Origin of the sequence: Methanolobus profundi (assembly GCF_900114835.1) — an archaeon.
Taxonomy (GTDB): Archaea; Halobacteriota; Methanosarcinia; order Methanosarcinales; family Methanosarcinaceae; genus Methanolobus; species Methanolobus profundi.
The window spans coordinates 49,248-66,356 of record NZ_FOUJ01000006.1 but is presented as its reverse complement, the minus strand read 5'-3'; the positions used below and the strand labels follow the sequence as shown (position 1 = coordinate 66,356).

The following is a 17,109-nucleotide window of genomic DNA, read 5'->3' as shown; positions in this document are numbered from 1 at the left end:
GTGTATATCATGAATATTGCATTATTTGGCCCACCGGGTGCTGGCAAAGGCACCCAGGCAAAGGAATTATCAAAGCATTATAATATCCCTCATATCTCTACAGGTGATATTCTCAGAGCAAATGTCCGTGATGGGACCGAGCTTGGATTGAAAGCAAAACAATACATGGACAAAGGTGAACTTGTCCCTGATGAGGTCCTTATAGGACTTATCAGGAACAGACTTACAGAACCAGATTGTGAAGCTGGCTATCTTCTTGATGGTTATCCAAGGACCATTCCACAGGCCGATGCTCTCAAAGATATCCTTTCTGAGATAAGTAAGCCCCTTGATTCTGTTATCAATATCGAGGTAAGTGACGAGGAGCTCGTTAAAAGGCTCAGTGGACGTCGCAGCTGCACTTGTGGTGAAAGCTATCATGTAATGTTCAACCCTCCTGAGAAGGAAGGTGTATGTAACGCATGTGGTGCTGAACTCTATCAGAGGGATGACGACGAGGAAGAGGTTATACGCCAGAGACTTGCCGTCTATAATGATAAGACAAAACCATTGATCGATTATTACGACAATGCAGGACTTCTTGTAAATGTCAACGGCGCAGGTGCTGTAGATGCTGTCTTTGCTGATGTTTGTAAGATAATGGATCAATACAAATAAAACTACATAAAGAGGCTATCCCTTGGTTACAGAACAATTCAAGAAGAAACTTGATCAATTCCTGCTTGCTTTTGGTATTTCCTTAATGGTGGGTATCATGATACTTGGGCAGGACTTCAGAGACTCTCTCGGAAGTGCCATGAGTGTCATAATGGATCCGGTAGTGACCATTCTTGGGGCAAGTAATTTCCACATTGTCCTTTTCATAATGGCCTCTATTACTGCTCTTTATGCATCACTTATCCAGAAATATACTATTGACTGGGATCTGATGCGTAATACGCAGGAAAAGATGAAGGGATTCCAGAAAGAGTTCAGGGAAGCCCAGCTTTCTAACAATACTGCTCTTATGAAGAAGATGGAAGAGGAGCGTAAAGGGATGATGGACGACCAGATGGAGATGTCAAAGCAGCAGTTCAAGCCAATGGCATACATCAGTGTAATATCCCTTCCGCTGTTCATGTGGGCTTATCATTATATCAAAGGCCATGAAGCAGCTTCTCTTGTATTCCCTTTCTGGGGAGAACAAATACTGACCGATCCTCTGATCGGCCCGTTCCAGCATTGGATCTTCTGGTATTTTATTGCTTCACTGGCTGTAAGTCAGTTGATAAGAAAGGCTCTGGATGTCGGTGGCGTATAAGGTGTTACTGACTATCAGCGGCCTTCCGGGCAGTGGAACTACCACTGTTTCCCGTTTACTTTCTGAAAAGTATGGTCTTGGGATGATCTCCGCAGGAGAGGTTTTTCGTTCCCTTGCGAAGGAATATGGTATGACCCTGGCCGAATTCGGTGAACTGGCCGAATCTGATGATAGTATCGATATTAAGATCGATGAACGTCAGAAAGAGATCGCCAATACCCGTGATAATATCATTCTTGAAGGGAGACTTGCAGGTCACATGGCTGAAAAGGCTCTCAAAGTGTGGATAAAAGCTTCTGTCAATACTCGTGTAGAGCGTATTGTCAGCAGGGAAAGTGGTTCTTTTGAGGATAAGCTCAATGAGACCATTGAGCGTGAGGCATCTGAGGCTATCAGGTACAAGATGATACATGGAATTGAGATAAATGATCTGTCTGTCTATGACCTTGTGATAGATTCAGAGAAATGGGACCAGTTCCAGATAACAAATATTATTTCCTGTGCGATAGATAATAGTTCTTACTTCTGATCATATATTCTGGCGGTTCTAATGAGATCTCATACTGATACTTGTATTTTACCTTCTGAGCAAAAAAGGGAGCTAGTCCATAAAGCTGAGGCAACAACAAGTCTCTTGCATGGTTGCTCTCCTTACGAACGTCCAATGAAGCAATATATTGAGATGGGTGTAGTAAATCTTGATAAGCCTGCGGGACCTACGAGTCATGAGGTCACTGCGTGGGTAAAAGATATTCTTGAGCTGAACAGAGCAGGTCATTCCGGTTCATTGGATCCTGTTGTGACCGGCGTATTGCCGATCATGCTGGGGAGGGCTACGAAAACAGTTTCTGCTCTTCGTTTGTCAGGTAAGGAATACATCTGTTTGATGACGTTGCATGAGGCGGTTCCTGAGAGAAAGGTCCGCAGGGTCTGCAAGGATTTCACTGGTCCGTTATTTCAGATGCCACCTATCATTTCTGCTGTCAAGCGTGCGGTACGTGTGCGTAAGATCTATTATCTGGAAGTCCTTGACGTAAAGGAAAAGTCTGTTCTTATGCGTGTTGGCTGTGAGGCGGGTACTTACATGCGCAAGTTATGCCATGATATTGGTGTTGCATTGGGCTGTGGTGCTCATATGCAGGAACTTCGCAGGACCAAGACCGGTCCTTTCAGGGAAGACACTCTTGTCACACTCCATGATCTGAAAGATGCTTATGTTCTCTTGAAAGAAGAGAATGATGAATCATTCCTGCGTGAGGTTATCCGGCCTATGGAGGAAGGTCTTTCACATCTTCCTAAGGTCATTATTCGTGACAGCGCAGTAGATGCGGTGTGCCGTGGTGCGGCAATTGCGGTGCCCGGTATACTGAGTTTTGACAAGAATATCAACAAAGATGATGATATTTGCCTCTTTACTTTAAAAGGAGAAGCTGTGGCATTGTGCAGATCTCTTATGAGTACTGATGAAATGCTTCAAAATACTCACGGGATCGTGGCTACGACCGAAAGAGTAATAATAGATGCTGGCACTTATCCGCAAGGCTGGCACAGCAAGCCAGATAACACAGAATAAAATACGTGTGCCGAGATAGTCTAGCGGTAGGGCGCAAGCCTGGAAAGCTTGTGGGGCATCCGCCCCTCGGGAGTTCGAATCCCCCTCTCGGCGCCATAACTTTTTTCAATCTATATCTTACATTAGTTACTAAATGATCTTACGAATTATTCTCCATACTATTCAATGAATGAGGCTACATTATGAGTAAAGTAGAGGTATTCCACATAAAAGAGAATATGGATGTAGGTCCTGGTGGCGAAACGTTGGTGACATGTCCTGATTGTGAGGGAGAGATAACAATCTCATTTTCCAACGTGGTGGATGACAGTATGGCACTATATGAGTGCATAGAATGCCCGCTCTGCAACAACAACCTGGACCAGGTTCATCCTTCAGAGGCTTTGAACAGGAAAATTGCTGACCATGTAGCAAGGGAATTGTTAAAGGACATTCAAAAACAGTTGTTCTAAAAATAAATAATGTATGATAAAAAAAGAAAAATGAAGGTGCTCAAACTGCAGCAGCCTTCTTTTCAGCCTTAGTGGCTTTCTCTTCAACTTCTTCTACTGATTCAGCATCTTCTCTTGTCAGAGCTGCGATAAGGCATCCTCTTGCAATTGAGTATATAGGGTCCTTAGAGTCTGAAAGTGTATACTTGTTCTTTTTCACTTTTGAGATGTTTATTGGAAGGCTTGCTTCAGATATTCTGGTTTCAAACATTTCCATGAATCCCTTTGCACGACTGCTGCCGCCTGCAATGGCGATAGGGAACTCTGCATCAGGCGGTGCAACTTCAGATAACTTCTTTTTCAGGTTTCCAATTATATATGTTATCAGAGCATCATAGTAAAGGGCAAGTGCACCCTGTACGCTTCCTATCTCATAATCCGAGTCAAATGAGAAATCGGTTTCTTTTATTGATGTAATTCTCTCGATCGCAACGCCAGTTGCACTGGATACCTGTTCATCGATCCAGTCCCCGCCTCTTGTAATGCTAAATGATACAATAGGTGTGGCAAGGTATGCGACAGTTATGTTCGTCATGCCTGCTCCTACACTGATTCCTATGCCTGTGAAATTAAAGTCTCCGAGTTCTGAGAATACAACTGCCAGGCCTTCATCGATAAGACTTGTCTCGTAACCAAGTTTTCTTGCCAGAGCTTCAACGGTCTTGCTGTGGTATAGTACGTTCACTTTGCTGTCAACAGGGGCAGCCGGGACTGAAATATATGCTATCTCTCCATCTTTCTCAGGCTGACCAATTACTCTTTCAATTATCAGTTTGATCATTGGGATAGATTCTTTTTCATCAGGGCTTATAATTCCCTGTTTCATTGGTCTTCTTATCCCTTTATTGAATACATTGGAAAATTTGAATGCATCCTCTCCAAGTACGTTGATCGTGTCGCCCTTCTGGGTATACAATATCTTGGCACTATCAAGCATATTCTGTGCCAGATCTCCAGCTTCCATCTCTAAAAAAGCGTTTCTCTGCTGTGCAAATGCGATCGAATCTCCTTTCCCTTTCTCTGCACATATAATATTCATTGTTCCTACATCAAGTCCTTTTGCCATGTTCTATCTCCTAATAAAGTCTATTTTATTTTTGATCTTATTCGATAACTTTCTATTTTCTATCTCTGCACTTTGCTTCATGGTTGCACTCAGCATTTTTGTTGTCAGATCTATGCCATAATCATCCACTTTGACCTTTCCACTGATCGTGCTTTGCAGACACTCGACTTCCCTTATACTATCCTGGACCTCAATTTTTGTCTGTGCCATTTCTTTCAATGCTTTTCCATGGACAAAGTTTGTTGTATCTTCTTTGATACCCATGTTGAATGAAGAGAATCTGGTATTATCAGACAAGGATTCGTTCAGTGTCCTTTCCACTTCTTTTTCAATATCCTCTTCTGTATACAGATCGATAGGATCTGTTTCAAGTAATTGTCTGGAGCGTTCCTCTATGAGTCTCAGAACCGCGTTTCCAAATGCGTTACCTGAAAGAAGGCAAATACCTGATGCATATGCGAAGGATACGTATGTAACATTGGGATATACCCATGCATCTGAAAAGATCGTTGAAAAGAAAATCACGCCGAAAATTGAAGACAGGAACCCGAATATCATTACCCAGTTACTATAGACGCCGTAAGGTCTGCGTTGACTTATCATCAGGTTAATGCCTAATAATATGAAGGAAAGTCCAACACCCAGAAGGCCATAAGTGGTAATTATTTCCGATGGATCGGATGTTCTCCTAAGATGGACCATTATAGCAAATCCAATTGCACTTATGGAAAGTATAAGGCCAGATAAGAATACCATCGATCCAAAGTAGTATCTGAGTTTCGATTCCATTTCAGGAATAAAATAGGTTTATTAATATATGTTCTTTGTGTATAAGTTGAACTTTTATACAATTGTATTTATTTATGCGTGATTATTTATTTGTTGGCTTAAATGTGATCATTTATTTACACTAACTAAACTGCAAGGTATGGGTTCAGCGTGAAAAGCTTGAGACCACGTATTAACAGGTATGTTGCAGAGTCTCAGTTGATTATAGTGCATTTTGAAATAGCACAATTAAATTGTGTGGCATTAGCTAAAGCAGTAGCTATCTGGTTTATATATGATCAAAAAATAAATAATGGGAGTAAGTTTAATACTTACTCTTCCTTGCGGCGCTGCATGAAGAATGCAAGACCGAGTATTGCAGCTACTGGCAGTGCAATTGTTGGGAACTCTGGAATCTGTGCGTTAAAGTTCTGTGATGCAGATGCCCAGAATGTAACTGATCTTATTACTTGTGATGGATCATCTTTCCAAACATCGATCCTTGCACTGAATTGATCACCCTGTTGTGCGCCAGGTTCAATTGTTACGCGTACAATATCATAGTCTGTGAAACTAGCAGCATTGACATATGTTCCTTGTTTGAGTATCTGCACGTCCAATCCTGTATCATTGAATCCTATGGTATAATATACGGTCTCTCCGGTAAAATCACTTAATATAATGCTGTAATCTACTGGAGTTCCAACGACCTGGGAAACTGTCAGTGGCAGAATAACTCCACTACTGTCGGCAAGGTCAGCTCCGTAGTTAGCACTAGCGGTTCCTACCAAAGCTATCATAGCTACTATTGCAACTAATACTAATTTCTTCATTTATTTTACCCCCCCGTACTTGTCAGTACGGATTTTCCCGTTTTTTGGGAATAAATTCCCTATATAATATCCCACTTTATATTTGGTAATTTGACCTATTTATACCTACTGAACATTTGTGATTTCTGCCATTAGCTATTTTTATATATTAATACTCATATGTATAATTCTTTATGGATTCAAGTGGCTAGTCCTCATGTTGTGCGCACAGATTTAATAAAATTGAAGACTTGTTCTCCTTCTGATCATTCATTTGTTTTCAAAATTGTCCTTTGTATCTTTTGGCACAATGTTCTTTTTCCTATATGGGAAAGTATTTAAGTGATCAACCTATAGAGAGAGTCCACTTGTATTCCTATTTACGTTTGCACAATAGTGTTAAATATGACAGATAGTATATACAGGCGAGTTATTCTAAAATCTTTAGAAATGCCTGCTCCATTGTGATGATGGGGTGTGTCGGGACCTATGTTCCGAGGCTACAGGGCGCTTGCGTCCCTAAGGAGGAAAAATAATGGCAGATGAAGAAATAAGACACTTAGTCCGTATCATGAATACTGACCTTCAGGGTAGTCAGCCCGTAATGTATGCGCTGACCGGTATTCGCGGTATAGGGCTCAGAACATCAAGAATTATAGTTGAAAGCACAGGTATCGACCCGAAAGAGACCATTGGTTATCTTTCTGATGAGGATGTTGCAAAGCTCGACACAGCTATTGCTAATTTCGAGCAGAACCTTCCAACCTGGATGCTTAACAGAACTGCAGACCCACTTACCGGAAATGACAAGCATCTCCTTGGCCAGGATATCATTATGACCCTCAGGGAAGACCTGAACAACCTTAAGAAGGTTAGGGCATACCGTGGTCTCAGGCACGAGAGAGGTCTTAAGGTCAGAGGTCAGAGAACAAAGTCCACAGGAAGGCGTGGCTCAACCATTGGCGTAAGCAAGAAGAAATAATTAAGGTGATCTTATGGGATATCCAGGTAAAAAGAGAAAGAGTTATGATACTCCTAAGCACCCTTGGCAGGCAGCCAGGATGGCCACAGAGGTAGAGCTTCTTAAAAAGTACGGTCTCCGTAACAAGAAGGAACTCTGGAAGGCAGTCAGTATCTTGAGAAGATACAGGGCAGACGCACGTAGGATCCTTGCAGAATCTGCAGAAACAGAACTTGCAGGTCACCTCAAGACCGAATCTGATCAGATCCTTGAAAGGCTCAGAAGATTCTCTATCCTTTCAGCTGATGCAAATATCGATGATATTCTTGCACTTCAGACCGAAGCAATTCTTGAGCGCAGGTTGCAGACACAGGTATACAGGCTTGGTCTTGCAAGAACTCCAAAACAGGCAAGGCAGTTCATTACACACGGTCACATTTCAATAAATGGTCAGAAAGTAACAATTCCTGGTGTGCTCATCGCAAAAGCAGATGAGATGAACATTGACTATTATGGAAATTCACCACTCACTGGTGAGTCACACCCAGAAAGGCCTGCACAGATCGCTTCAGCAGTAGCAGGAACGGAGGAATAATATGGCACCAAATGGAATATGGGCTGTAGCTCACATTAAATGCTCATTCAATAACACCATCATCACAGTAACTGATATCACAGGTGCTGAGACCATCGCCAAATCCTCTGGTGGAATGGTTGTAAAGGCAGCACGTGATGAAAGTTCCCCATACACTGCTATGCAGATGGCAAGCCAGCTTGCAGATACCCTTAAGGATAAGGGCATCGAAGGCGTCCACATCAAGGTGCGTGCACCTGGTGGCAACAAGCAGAGAAGCCCAGGTCCTGGAGCACAGGCTGCTATCAGAGCTTTCGCAAGAGCAGGTATCAAGATCGGTAGGATCCAGGATGTAACTCCTGTTCCACACGATGGTACACGTCCAAAGGGCGGTAGAAGAGTATAAATACTAAATGGATATGAACTCATGACAATGGAAGTAGACATACTTGAGCTGTCAGAGAGGTCTGCGAAGTTCATATTATCAGATGCAAGTGCAGCTTTGGCTAATGGTATAAGGAGGGCAGCGCTCTCCGATGTACCTACTATTGCTATCGATGATGTGAACATCTACAACAATACGTCAGTCCTCTTTGATGAGCAGTTAGCTTTAAGGCTTGGCCTTATTCCTTTGACGACAAACATTGAGGAGTTCGTACCTGTAGAAGAGTGCACATGTGGATCAGAATGCCCTGCATGCAAGGTATCCCTGACCCTCAGTGCAGAAGGTCCGAGAATGGTATATTCGGGCGACTTTGTCTCATCTGATGAGACCGTCCAGCCAGCTGACCAGAACATTCCTATCATTGATCTGAAGGAAGGCCAGAAAGTAGTGCTTGAGGCTATTGCCCACATGGGGTATGGTCATCAACATGCTAAATGGCAAGCTGGTGTGGCATGTGGCTACAAGAATATGCCCGTTGTCAAGTTCGAGAACTGTGACGAGTGCGGCGCATGTGTGAAGGAATGTCCAAAAGATATCATTCACATTGGTCCGAACGGCGCAGAAATATCCGGCGACGACATCCTTAAATGTATACTCTGCAAACTCTGTGCATCAGTCTGTGATATTGATGCAATTACTGTGTCAGAAGATGAAAATTCTTTCATTTTCACTATGGAATCCGATGGTTCTTACACAGTCCAACAGTTAATTATAAATGCAGGAACAACTATTAAGGAGAAAGCCAGCCAGATGGGGCAAATCTTAGAGTCCCTCTGATGTGGATTAGGAGATTTACTCTCCTAAAATTTATAGGAAATCAATCTCGATGCGGGGGTTGCCCAGCCAGGCCAAAGGCGCTAGGTTGAGGGCCTAGTCTCGTAGGAGTTCGTGTGTTCGAATCACACCTCCCGCACCAGATACTTCTTATAGATGAATTATTTCGGACCTTTCAGGTCGAACCAAATTACTTTCTTCGCAGATCATGTGCGGGGGTTGCCCAGCCAGGCCAAAGGCGCTAGGTTGAGGGCCTAGTCTCGTAGGAGTTCGTGTGTTCGAATCACACCTCCCGCACCACAATCTCTTTTTTGATGCTTTAAGATGAACTGACTAGCTTTTGATATAGTTCTAAATAGTGGTCACTGGTAAGGCTATATTGCTTTTATGATGTGACACAATGATCTTGTAAGAACAGTGGTTTTAATTCTTAACCTTTGAATGCTGCCTGACTTCCTCTATTTCCGCCTTTCCAAGGGCTTTGAGGAACTGGGCTGCACGGATGGTTGCACGTTGATGTTTTTCCCTCATACGGGACTGATAGACACGTATAGAGCGCAGAAAATCTATCTTGCGGAACTCTGGCCAGAAGGGTGCACAGAAATACGCTGCACATTCACTTCCATTGGCCTGCCACGGGAGGAAATTGGATACTCTTTCGTCTCCTCCTGTGCGTATAATAAGGTCCACATCAGGGAGTGCAGCACTTTTTGATGGATAAAGATGATCGGATATAGTTTCTTCATCGATGGTGTCGGGGTCGATCTCTCCTGTCTCCACCTTGTAGGCGATCTCTTTCACTGCCTGGACTATCTCCTGTCTTCCGCCGTATGCTATTGCAACATTCAGATTGAATTTATCGTATACTGATGTAACAAGTTCTACATTATCGATCGATTCACGGAGACTTTCCGGCAATTTATCAATATCGCCGATCGCATGGACCCTCATCTTTCTCTCATGGGTCCGTTCGTCAACGACTATATCATCGAACTTCAATTTGATAAGGTCGAAAAGCTTATCCTTTTCGTCATCTGACCGATTAAAATTCTCAGTTGAAAATGCGTATATGGTCAGGTATTCCACTCCGATCTCGCAGGCCCACTCCATAACACTCTCTGTGACATCTGCCCCGCGCCTGTGGCCATATGATGTCATTTGCCCAAGTTTGCGTGCATACCTGCGGTTCCCGTCCATAATAATAGCAACGTGTCGCGGAACCTTTTCACTCTGGACTTCCTGTGTTAGCAGGCGTTCGTATCCTTTGTAGACTATTCGGGGTATACTTCTGAATATAAGTGACACTCCCGTAATTTAAGTTAGAATTGTGTATCTTTAAAGTATCTAAAATGAAGAGTTAGGGGGTCAGTAGTTGTCAAGGACGGACCTTACGATCTCCCTGTAATCTTCTTTAAGCAGGTATATATTGTGATCACCTGTAACATCAATGCTAAGGATGCCAAGTCTTGTATTCATAAGACCTACCATGGCTGATACTCCTCTGTAGCTCACATCAAAATCCGTATTATGTAGATGCTCGTACACGTCTCCTGTAGTGAATTTACTACCGTTAAGGAACAATTTCAGTACAACTTTGCGTATACCAGTATCATCGCGACTAAGATATTTAATTAGTCTTTCTCTTACTCGCTCTTCAATCGTTTCCAGTACAAACACCTCTTTCCTCAATATGTTATTTTATCTTATAAAACTATTTATTTGAAATAGTTCTAAAACCCGTATTGGATATGAAAATTGTACCATCTATATCATTCTAACATATATAATTTAGCATTTAAAGGGGTATCTTCTCAACAATTAGCCCTTCTTTAAATGGATATCTTTCAATGATATACAATTTTCTTTTATCATCACTCACAGATCCTGCTATATCCTCCAGGATCCACCATGCAATGTCTATCCCACTCTCTGTTATTTCCAGCATATCAGCCGGTACTTCCATCTCTGAAAGTTCATCGTTCAAAGTTTCAATATCACTTATTTCATCGCATTCAATATGTCCATAGAATATGGTCCCGTCCTCACTGATCTCGTCAAAGGTCCTGGATGTCCTTTCAGCGATACGTATGAGCCTTTTTCGAAGCTGTACAGCATCCTTGTAGCTGGATGAGCAGAAATGTATCCTCTGACAGTCAGAGGCAACCTCAGCTGCATATTCTTCAGATCCCACTACTGCATTGGAGATATCATCTATTAGTTGATAACCAAGCTCTTTCATTGCATCTGCATTAGTGTCTGAGAACTCCAGTTCATTCAGATTAATGAAGCAATCATTCTCCTCTGCAAAAATAGCTACTTTATTTGCACCTTTGATGGAAGGAATCTCAAACCCAGTTTCAAGTCCAAGTTCCTTCGCAGAACGTATAGAGTCTGTATAACCACTCTCTTTCAGAGAGTCCCAGAGTCTTACAGGTGGATGGAACCTGATCTCATCGAGTCCTGCTTCCGCAAGTTCTGCCATCAATTTCCTGTCAGGGGTCATAGATGTGTACATATGGATGTGATGTTCGTGCCCGAACTCCTTCTTGAGTAGCCTTATGTAGTGGAGGACCTTCTCCTGCCTGATAAGTGGCTCTCCTCCAGTGATCCCGGTACCAAGGGCATCCATCTGTCTCGCTTCATCAATAACATCACAGTCACAGCTCACCTTTCTTTCATTGGCATAGGTATCATCAGTGCGTCTCTCATGTGACACTGGACAATAAAAACAATCCTTTGGGCATATGCCCGTTATGAAAAGGACCATCTTAGCTCCCTGTTTACAGAGCTTGCAGCCTTCTGAAAGAAAAGAGTGGAAAGAACCTGCCTCTCCCTGGGTGATATTACTCATCGTGGCATCCTATAACCTGCAGGTATATAAGGGTATTTTTGACAGAGGTCCTAAGGCTTATGTAGCATTCATACAATACTCCTCCTCGATGGAAGAGCGTGAAGGCTTCATTGTGTCACTGGGATGCAGGAAATGCGGCAGATGCGAGAATGTCTGTCCAAATGGTGCACTTTACAGGGTCAATGGTTTCGCTAATGTGGATCATGAGAAGTGTGACCTTTGCATGAAATGTGTAAAGATCTGTCCTAACAAGGCCCTGGTATATATGGAGTGACCAAGGCCCCGTATCAATTACAGTTCTACTTCTCTATTCCAATTGAGAATGCCTTTCCAAGCAATTTCCCAAGTCCGTAATAATTCCTTTCAGGCGAGTAGATTATCGGTCTTATCTTCTTTATGTCAGGGTTACCTTTCTCATCAAGCACGGATTCCTCTGCTTTGATGTCAACGATCTCTCCAATGAACTGTGTGTGAAGGCCCAGCTCAAAGCTGTGTATCAGTTTGCATTCAAGGACGATGGGGAACTCTTCTACATATGGTGCGTACACAAGGTCACTTTTCACAGCAGTAAGTCCCATCTTTTCGAATTTGTCTACATTCTTTCCGCTTTCAATACCAAAATAATCTGTTTCCTTCACATAGTCCTCAGAGGGTATGCTGATCGTAAAAGCTTCCTTTTCCATTATATTGGCATAACTATAGGTTGCCTTTCTCAGGGAAACACTGATGCACGGGGGATCTGAGCAGCAGATACCTCCCCAGGCTGCAGTCATAGCGTTTGCTTTTCCGAACATGTCATAGGTTCCGACAAGCCATGCTGGCGTCGGGTATGCTAAGGATCTGGCTCCGATCGATCTTTTCATAAAAGCACCTCTGTAAAAAAGGAATTAAGGAAGCTTTAATCTTGCGGCAGTGGGAGTATCTTTCTGTTTCCGGTTTATATCATTCCTCTGAATATAATTCTTGAGAATATCGTTGAAACAGTGAACACTATGATCGTAATTGGTAGTGTCTGGCCTATCTCATACCGTAGTTGTGCCCTGTCACCTCCGTATTCTATCGTGCCGGAGAAGCGGATAAGTATCACTGTTATCAAAATGATGTAAATTCCGATGGCGAACATGAAAAGGTCGGAAGGGATCGATTGGTTCAGATTCCCTGGGGATATCTGTGCCGGTCCGGGAAACGCGTTTTCCGGGAGGCGTTCGATGCTATCTGATATGTTCTGAAGTATCTTTGCTATGACCTCTGAGAGAGCAATAGTGACACCTGCGATAAGTGGCGCAAAGACTGCAGCAGTTGAGCGCATGGTCGATGTCATGTCATAGAGTGACTGCTTGATCTTGATCTCAACGTCCTGTAGTTCTTTAAGGTGGTCTGCAAGCTTGACTATGGCAACCCCTGCAACCAGATGGCTCTTATTCACACTTTCTACAAGGAGGAGCATCGTTGTCCTGATCCTTTCTGAGTATATATCCTTGAAAGCCCCAAAATCCTCATCGAATATTGCGGAACGGATATCTGTTCTCATATTCATTAGGTTGAGCGATATTCTTTCAAAGGCACTTGATATATCAGAACCTTCCATGGTCCTTGCAGTGTGAATGAATGCCTCCTCCGCAGACCTGCCCTCAGATATCCTTCTACCCAGAACGAACAATGCATCTGAGAACTCGTTCTCCATCTTGCGTATCTCATCCCTTATTTTCTTGTAAGGGGCATAGCTGATATTCAGGTAGATCGCAATGGCAAATACGATCCCCCATATAATGAATAGCGTTGGCGGTATTATTCCATCAAGTGTTGCTGTTGACACTATGTTCCACGGATTTCCTTTGTATATCAGTATGTATCCCAATGACGATATGAATATACCAATGGCCGAAGATAGCAAAAGTGACTGTTGTTTTCTTTTTCTTATGCCCTCAAGTTCAGGATGGCTTTCAGGTATGTCCTGTGGAATGAATGCCGCAGGTCGCTGCGTCAGTATGTATTCGGCGTATGCAAATGTCAGTAATGGAAGCACCACATCATAGATTATGACTAACGTACCAATTCCAAAACGTATGCCTACAACGGTTATTGCAGGCATCAATGCAACAAGGGCAAGGGGTATCAGAATGAATATGGAATAAAGTACATATGTGGGTGTTTTCAGTTTTGATGCAAAGTTATCCATCAGGTTGCGCGTACTTTCAAGCACAAGGTCCAGTGATCTGTTCAGGGTGATCACTCTTTGCGCTTCATCAGGTTCGCTTGTAGAACTTTTAATAAGGTGCAATGCTCTTTTGAAGTACTCGCTGTCCTTGCCCCAGAGGTTGGAGAATTCAAGTATTGCATCATCAATACCTTTGTACTCTCTCATATGCAGGTTCCATATCATCTTTTTCAGGTCCTTTGCAAGTGGCCTGGTGGAGTTCCCTGCAGCGAAACGGATAGCAACTTCCATATTTGGCACCAGTTTCATTGACATCACAATGTAACTGATAATCTCAGGAATATCTCCAAGGGAGCTGACCTTCATCCATTTTGCATGTATCTTGATATACTCGCTCAGGTAGAGCAACACTGCAAGTGGGAACATGAGGCTTAACACTATAACGGCTCCAATGGTCGCCCCTTCAAAAGTGATGAGCCTGAATAGGATGATATCAAAAGCAAGTATGCCTATCAGTGCAAGTGATGCAACTACATAGGAGAAAAGCACGGTCTCATGAGGTTCCAATGAGAATCCTGTATAGACCATTGCATTGCGGTAATTCTCGCTGATGGATCTGTCTGCTTGCTGCCTGAATGAATCATGGTCCCTAATGAGCCACCTTAAATTAGCAGATGTGAACTTGCAGCCGGTGTAATACCAGTTCTCATTGTACAGTCTGACCACCTGCGCAGATATACTGTTCGTTATGTCCGGTGCCAGGCTGTCCTTCTCTGATCACAGGAGCACTTTCATTTTTGCCTGCAAACCCTTCGAACCAATCCATCCATCTGTCACATACTCTCTGGTAATTCGTTCCATCAGGTTCTGTGATCTCTCTGTCCATCAGCAGCCAGAACATGTTATTTGCCACAGCAACGTTCCTTGCTTCCAGCAGATGCTCGTCATCCTTGCCGTACTCTGCTATCTTTGCCTTGATCATTGCTCTCATACGGATATTGCTTGATGCCTCATCCATGGAAATGCCCCACTTGTCTGCTATCTTTCCTATCAGGGCTGACTGTCCTCTGTCCATGATGTCAGAGGGTTTAAGGCAGTCCTCTGAAGCATCATAACTTAGTATGTCAGAGAAGACCTTTCCAGAACTCTCATCCCATTTCTCGTTGACCTCGGCAACTTGCATGACACGCCGTTTCATTGTCATACTTCCCGAAAGTCTTGTATTCGCGCATACGATGACAGCATCGGTTGCCTTGAATGATGCCGGTGGTACTCCAAGTGTGTTCACGACCCTCTCATAGACCGCATCGGTGGATGAGCCATGTATCGTGCCGATAACTGAGTTTCCGGCTGCTCCTACCTGCATTGCTTCATATAGCACGGCTACTTCGGGACCTCTGACCTCTCCCATTATCAAAGATGAACTTCCAAGTCTCAGGGATGCCCGCAGTGCCACGGAAGGTTCTATCTCAACCCCATATTTCATGATCGCAGATTGTGAGTTAAGTCCCTGGACCTTCCATCCCATTTCCTGCAATTCCTCGATGGGTATCTCAGATGTATCTTCTATGGTTATCATGCGACACTTTTGAGGTATCTCAAGAAGCAGAGCACACATGAGTGATGTCTTTCCGGCTCCCACTCCTCCGGCAACAAGAACTGATGCCTGTCCATCCATTATGAAACTCAGAAGACCTGCTGTAAGTGGTGAGATGGAACCGTTATTGATGAGCTTTGGCAATGACCATGGGTCCTTTGCATGTTTCCTGAATGCGTAGGCAATTCCTTTAGCACTCAGGGGATCACCGATCACTGATACACGCACTCCGTATTCCCTCAGGAACATTTCAAGTACTGGTGTAGCTTCCCCGAACGGGCGGCCACTGATGGAACGAAGTCTTGAGACCATTGATTCCATATCCTCCTGTGACAGGAAGATGTTGGTAATGCATTCCTCCCCGTCCATTACCACGTGAACCGGATTCTGATCAGCAGGAGCATTCACATAGACATCAGTGACCCTCTCATCTGACATCAGGTCCTCAAGTATTCCCAGTCCTGTGGTATACTTGGTGAGCAGGTCACAGCAGAGTTTTACTTTTGCAGGGTCAGAGGTGATATCTTCAGCAGCAGTTTCTTCGAACAGGAGTTGTTTACTGAGTCTTCGGAAGTATTCTCTTGAATTCACCGGGTCCGAGAATTGCAGGTCTGCAGGCCGGTGCATTATCATCTTCCTTCTTACCCTTTCCAGTATCTTGAGTTCCTTTTCTTCAAGAGAGTATTCTACAGGGTTGATAACATACATTTTCTCAGGCCGGTCAGTGAGCTGGTAGATATTCACAGGGAGCTTTCTTTCATCCTGGTAACTTATGTCGTAGCATTCAAGGAAGAGCGTATTATCAGGAGGTTCGGTGTATATCCTGGATGTTGAAAAAGGTGGTCTGACGTATGAACGGAGATATTTTTCGTAGTTGTTGTCTGCTCCATCAGGATAGTTTGCTTCATATGTTCCTCTATTGTGTCCATGGGTATGGAGGCAGGTACTATCTGAGACTTTTTTTGAGATGGAGTTCATTTCATAGAGTGTCTCTGAAAATCTGCCTCTGCAATCCATGCACTCGGGTTGGATATCCTGATGAAGGTCTTTTTTCTCATTATATTCTATCAGTTTATCGATCATGTAGCAGGTCTTCAGAGGATCTGCTCCTGAGGAATCCATTATAGTTCTCATTATTCCTGCATGTTCTTCGCTGCATCTTGAAGAATCGCTGCATGTAACTTGAACAGGTTTTGCATTCCTGTAAGGGATAAGTTTGTCCTTGAGACCTGCCATCAGATATATCGCTTCAAGTGACCTGCTTTCGTAGTCCCGCTCATAGAGCTTCGAGAGGGTGAGCCTTTCGGCAACAGGCTCCTTTTGAAGAATGGTGAATATATTCTTCCTGCACTGTTCATCATCAAAACTGGATGCAAGGTCACAGTCCTTGCAATCGATGGTTATGGTCCTGCTGTTCTTTGATACTCTTGATCTGTAAGGGCATATATCGTTCTCTCCATCTTTTTTCCCTGTTAATAAGGAAATGCATGACTGGATCTTTCCCAGTATCATACTGATCTTCTCCCGGTCATCTATCAGTATTTCAGAGCTTATCGGATGCTTGTCTGAAAGGATGAGTTGCATTTCCCTGTAATGGGTAGCTTTGATAGCCTCACTGCTTTTGGAATGTTCAGCAACAGCAGTTCTGCAGTCCGTTCTATTAATGTGTTCCACGTTTTTATCCAACCAGTTAATTTCTTTTTACTGAAGGCGTGGTCTATTAAAAGTTTTCTAAATAA

At 43.4% G+C, this 17,109-nt stretch carries 19 protein-coding genes and 3 tRNA genes; 13 read left to right on the top strand and 9 right to left on the bottom strand.

What is annotated here, in order from left to right:
- Positions 1-9: 9 nt before the first annotated feature.
- The 6 genes from BM008_RS12580 (at position 10) to BM008_RS12555 (ending at position 3,325) form a co-directional block, all read left to right on the top strand.
- Positions 10-657: an adenylate kinase gene (locus tag BM008_RS12580; RefSeq protein ID WP_091937562.1), complete on the top strand. Its 648-nt coding sequence runs from the start codon at positions 10-12 to the stop codon at positions 655-657.
- Between the two features lie 22 nt (positions 658-679).
- On the top strand, positions 680-1,300 hold the full coding sequence (locus BM008_RS12575; protein WP_091937560.1) for a DUF106 domain-containing protein: 621 nt from the start codon (positions 680-682) through the stop codon (positions 1,298-1,300).
- Between the two features lies 1 nt (position 1,301).
- Entirely contained in the window at positions 1,302-1,829 is a 528-nt protein-coding gene (gene cmk / locus BM008_RS12570) for a (d)CMP kinase (RefSeq protein WP_091937558.1), read from the top strand.
- Between the two features lie 21 nt (positions 1,830-1,850).
- The gene (locus tag BM008_RS12565; protein ID WP_091937555.1) at positions 1,851-2,873 is read left to right on the top strand and encodes an RNA-guided pseudouridylation complex pseudouridine synthase subunit Cbf5; all 1,023 of its coding nucleotides are present in this window, start codon (positions 1,851-1,853) and stop codon (positions 2,871-2,873) included.
- A gap of 9 nt (positions 2,874-2,882) precedes the next feature.
- A tRNA-Ser gene (locus BM008_RS12560) sits at positions 2,883-2,969 on the top strand.
- Positions 2,970-3,055: 86 nt separating this feature from the next.
- A complete protein-coding gene (locus tag BM008_RS12555; protein ID WP_091937553.1) occupies positions 3,056-3,325 on the top strand; it encodes a hypothetical protein in 270 nt (89 codons plus the stop codon).
- 40 nt (positions 3,326-3,365) lie between these two features.
- Here BM008_RS12555 and BM008_RS12550 read toward each other — a convergent pair whose 3' ends face one another.
- The 3 genes from BM008_RS12550 to BM008_RS12540 all read right to left on the bottom strand — a co-directional run bounded on the left by BM008_RS12550 (position 3,366) and on the right by BM008_RS12540 (position 6,031).
- Positions 3,366-4,430 (bottom strand): disk-shape morphogenesis protein volactin, encoded by a 1,065-nt coding sequence (locus BM008_RS12550; RefSeq protein ID WP_091937551.1) that lies wholly within the window; start codon positions 4,428-4,430, stop codon positions 3,366-3,368.
- Positions 4,431-4,433: 3 nt separating this feature from the next.
- Positions 4,434-5,219 carry a hypothetical protein gene (locus tag BM008_RS12545; protein ID WP_143072355.1) on the bottom strand — a complete coding sequence of 262 codons (786 nt, stop codon included), beginning with the start codon at positions 5,217-5,219 and terminating at the stop codon, positions 4,434-4,436.
- A gap of 311 nt (positions 5,220-5,530) precedes the next feature.
- Complete coding sequence (locus tag BM008_RS12540; RefSeq protein WP_091937547.1) at positions 5,531-6,031, bottom strand: PEF-CTERM sorting domain-containing protein; 501 nt, start codon at positions 6,029-6,031, stop codon at positions 5,531-5,533.
- A gap of 514 nt (positions 6,032-6,545) precedes the next feature.
- On the opposite strand from BM008_RS12540, the gene BM008_RS12535 reads away from it, so the two are divergent.
- From BM008_RS12535 to BM008_RS12510, 6 genes are all read left to right on the top strand, one after another.
- Positions 6,546-6,992: a 30S ribosomal protein S13 gene (locus BM008_RS12535; protein ID WP_091937545.1), complete on the top strand. Its 447-nt coding sequence runs from the start codon at positions 6,546-6,548 to the stop codon at positions 6,990-6,992.
- A gap of 13 nt (positions 6,993-7,005) precedes the next feature.
- Positions 7,006-7,566 carry a 30S ribosomal protein S4 gene (locus BM008_RS12530; RefSeq protein WP_091937543.1) on the top strand — a complete coding sequence of 187 codons (561 nt, stop codon included), beginning with the start codon at positions 7,006-7,008 and terminating at the stop codon, positions 7,564-7,566.
- Position 7,567: 1 nt separating this feature from the next.
- On the top strand, positions 7,568-7,951 hold the full coding sequence (locus BM008_RS12525; protein WP_091937541.1) for a 30S ribosomal protein S11: 384 nt from the start codon (positions 7,568-7,570) through the stop codon (positions 7,949-7,951).
- 21 nt (positions 7,952-7,972) lie between these two features.
- Positions 7,973-8,767 carry a DNA-directed RNA polymerase subunit D gene (locus BM008_RS12520; protein WP_091937539.1) on the top strand — a complete coding sequence of 265 codons (795 nt, stop codon included), beginning with the start codon at positions 7,973-7,975 and terminating at the stop codon, positions 8,765-8,767.
- A gap of 51 nt (positions 8,768-8,818) precedes the next feature.
- Positions 8,819-8,906: transfer RNA gene (locus BM008_RS12515), tRNA-Leu, on the top strand.
- 70 nt (positions 8,907-8,976) lie between these two features.
- Positions 8,977-9,064, top strand: a tRNA-Leu gene (locus tag BM008_RS12510).
- A 123-nt stretch (positions 9,065-9,187) separates the two neighbouring features.
- Here BM008_RS12510 and uppS read toward each other — a convergent pair.
- The 3 genes from uppS to BM008_RS12495 form a co-directional block, all read right to left on the bottom strand.
- Complete coding sequence (gene uppS / locus BM008_RS12505; RefSeq protein WP_394328926.1) at positions 9,188-10,069, bottom strand: polyprenyl diphosphate synthase; 882 nt, start codon at positions 10,067-10,069, stop codon at positions 9,188-9,190.
- Positions 10,070-10,129: 60 nt separating this feature from the next.
- Positions 10,130-10,453, bottom strand: coding sequence for a DUF2551 domain-containing protein (locus tag BM008_RS12500; protein WP_245748041.1), 324 nt, complete (start codon positions 10,451-10,453; stop codon positions 10,130-10,132).
- 106 nt (positions 10,454-10,559) lie between these two features.
- Positions 10,560-11,615, bottom strand: a complete 1,056-nt coding sequence (locus tag BM008_RS12495; RefSeq protein WP_091937537.1) for a radical SAM protein — start codon at positions 11,613-11,615, stop codon at positions 10,560-10,562.
- A gap of 1 nt (position 11,616) precedes the next feature.
- Between BM008_RS12495 and BM008_RS12490 the strand changes: the two genes are divergently transcribed.
- Positions 11,617-11,889: a DUF362 domain-containing protein gene (locus BM008_RS12490; protein WP_245748040.1), complete on the top strand. Its 273-nt coding sequence runs from the start codon at positions 11,617-11,619 to the stop codon at positions 11,887-11,889.
- A 25-nt stretch (positions 11,890-11,914) separates the two neighbouring features.
- On the opposite strand, the gene BM008_RS12485 is transcribed toward BM008_RS12490, so the two are convergent.
- From BM008_RS12485 to BM008_RS12475, 3 genes are all read right to left on the bottom strand, one after another.
- Positions 11,915-12,478, bottom strand: coding sequence for a flavin reductase family protein (locus BM008_RS12485; protein ID WP_091937535.1), 564 nt, complete (start codon positions 12,476-12,478; stop codon positions 11,915-11,917).
- 74 nt (positions 12,479-12,552) lie between these two features.
- Positions 12,553-14,499, bottom strand: coding sequence for a hypothetical protein (locus BM008_RS12480; RefSeq protein WP_091937533.1), 1,947 nt, complete (start codon positions 14,497-14,499; stop codon positions 12,553-12,555).
- On the bottom strand, positions 14,480-17,044 hold the full coding sequence (locus tag BM008_RS12475) for a type II/IV secretion system ATPase subunit (protein ID WP_245748039.1): 2,565 nt from the start codon (positions 17,042-17,044) through the stop codon (positions 14,480-14,482). Before BM008_RS12475 ends, BM008_RS12480 begins: the two co-directional genes overlap by 20 nt.
- Positions 17,045-17,109: the final 65 nt, after the last annotated feature.

What these genes read in the sequence shown, in the direction of transcription:
- BM008_RS12580 (WP_091937562.1), top strand. Translation starts at nt 10, where the DNA reads ATGAATATTGCATTATTTGGCCCACCGGGTGCTGGCAAAGGCACCCAG.
- BM008_RS12565 (WP_091937555.1), top strand. Translation starts at nt 1,851, where the DNA reads ATGAGATCTCATACTGATACTTGTATTTTACCTTCTGAGCAAAAAAGG.
- BM008_RS12555 (WP_091937553.1), top strand. Translation starts at nt 3,056, where the DNA reads ATGAGTAAAGTAGAGGTATTCCACATAAAAGAGAATATGGATGTAGGT.
- BM008_RS12550 (WP_091937551.1), bottom strand. Translation starts at nt 4,430, where the DNA reads ATGGCAAAAGGACTTGATGTAGGAACAATGAATATTATATGTGCAGAG.
- BM008_RS12545 (WP_143072355.1), bottom strand. Translation starts at nt 5,219, where the DNA reads ATGGAATCGAAACTCAGATACTACTTTGGATCGATGGTATTCTTATCT.
- BM008_RS12540 (WP_091937547.1), bottom strand. Translation starts at nt 6,031, where the DNA reads ATGAAGAAATTAGTATTAGTTGCAATAGTAGCTATGATAGCTTTGGTA.
- BM008_RS12535 (WP_091937545.1), top strand. Translation starts at nt 6,546, where the DNA reads ATGGCAGATGAAGAAATAAGACACTTAGTCCGTATCATGAATACTGAC.
- BM008_RS12530 (WP_091937543.1), top strand. Translation starts at nt 7,006, where the DNA reads ATGGGATATCCAGGTAAAAAGAGAAAGAGTTATGATACTCCTAAGCAC.
- BM008_RS12525 (WP_091937541.1), top strand. Translation starts at nt 7,568, where the DNA reads ATGGCACCAAATGGAATATGGGCTGTAGCTCACATTAAATGCTCATTC.
- BM008_RS12520 (WP_091937539.1), top strand. Translation starts at nt 7,973, where the DNA reads ATGACAATGGAAGTAGACATACTTGAGCTGTCAGAGAGGTCTGCGAAG.
- BM008_RS12495 (WP_091937537.1), bottom strand. Translation starts at nt 11,615, where the DNA reads ATGAGTAATATCACCCAGGGAGAGGCAGGTTCTTTCCACTCTTTTCTT.
- BM008_RS12485 (WP_091937535.1), bottom strand. Translation starts at nt 12,478, where the DNA reads ATGAAAAGATCGATCGGAGCCAGATCCTTAGCATACCCGACGCCAGCA.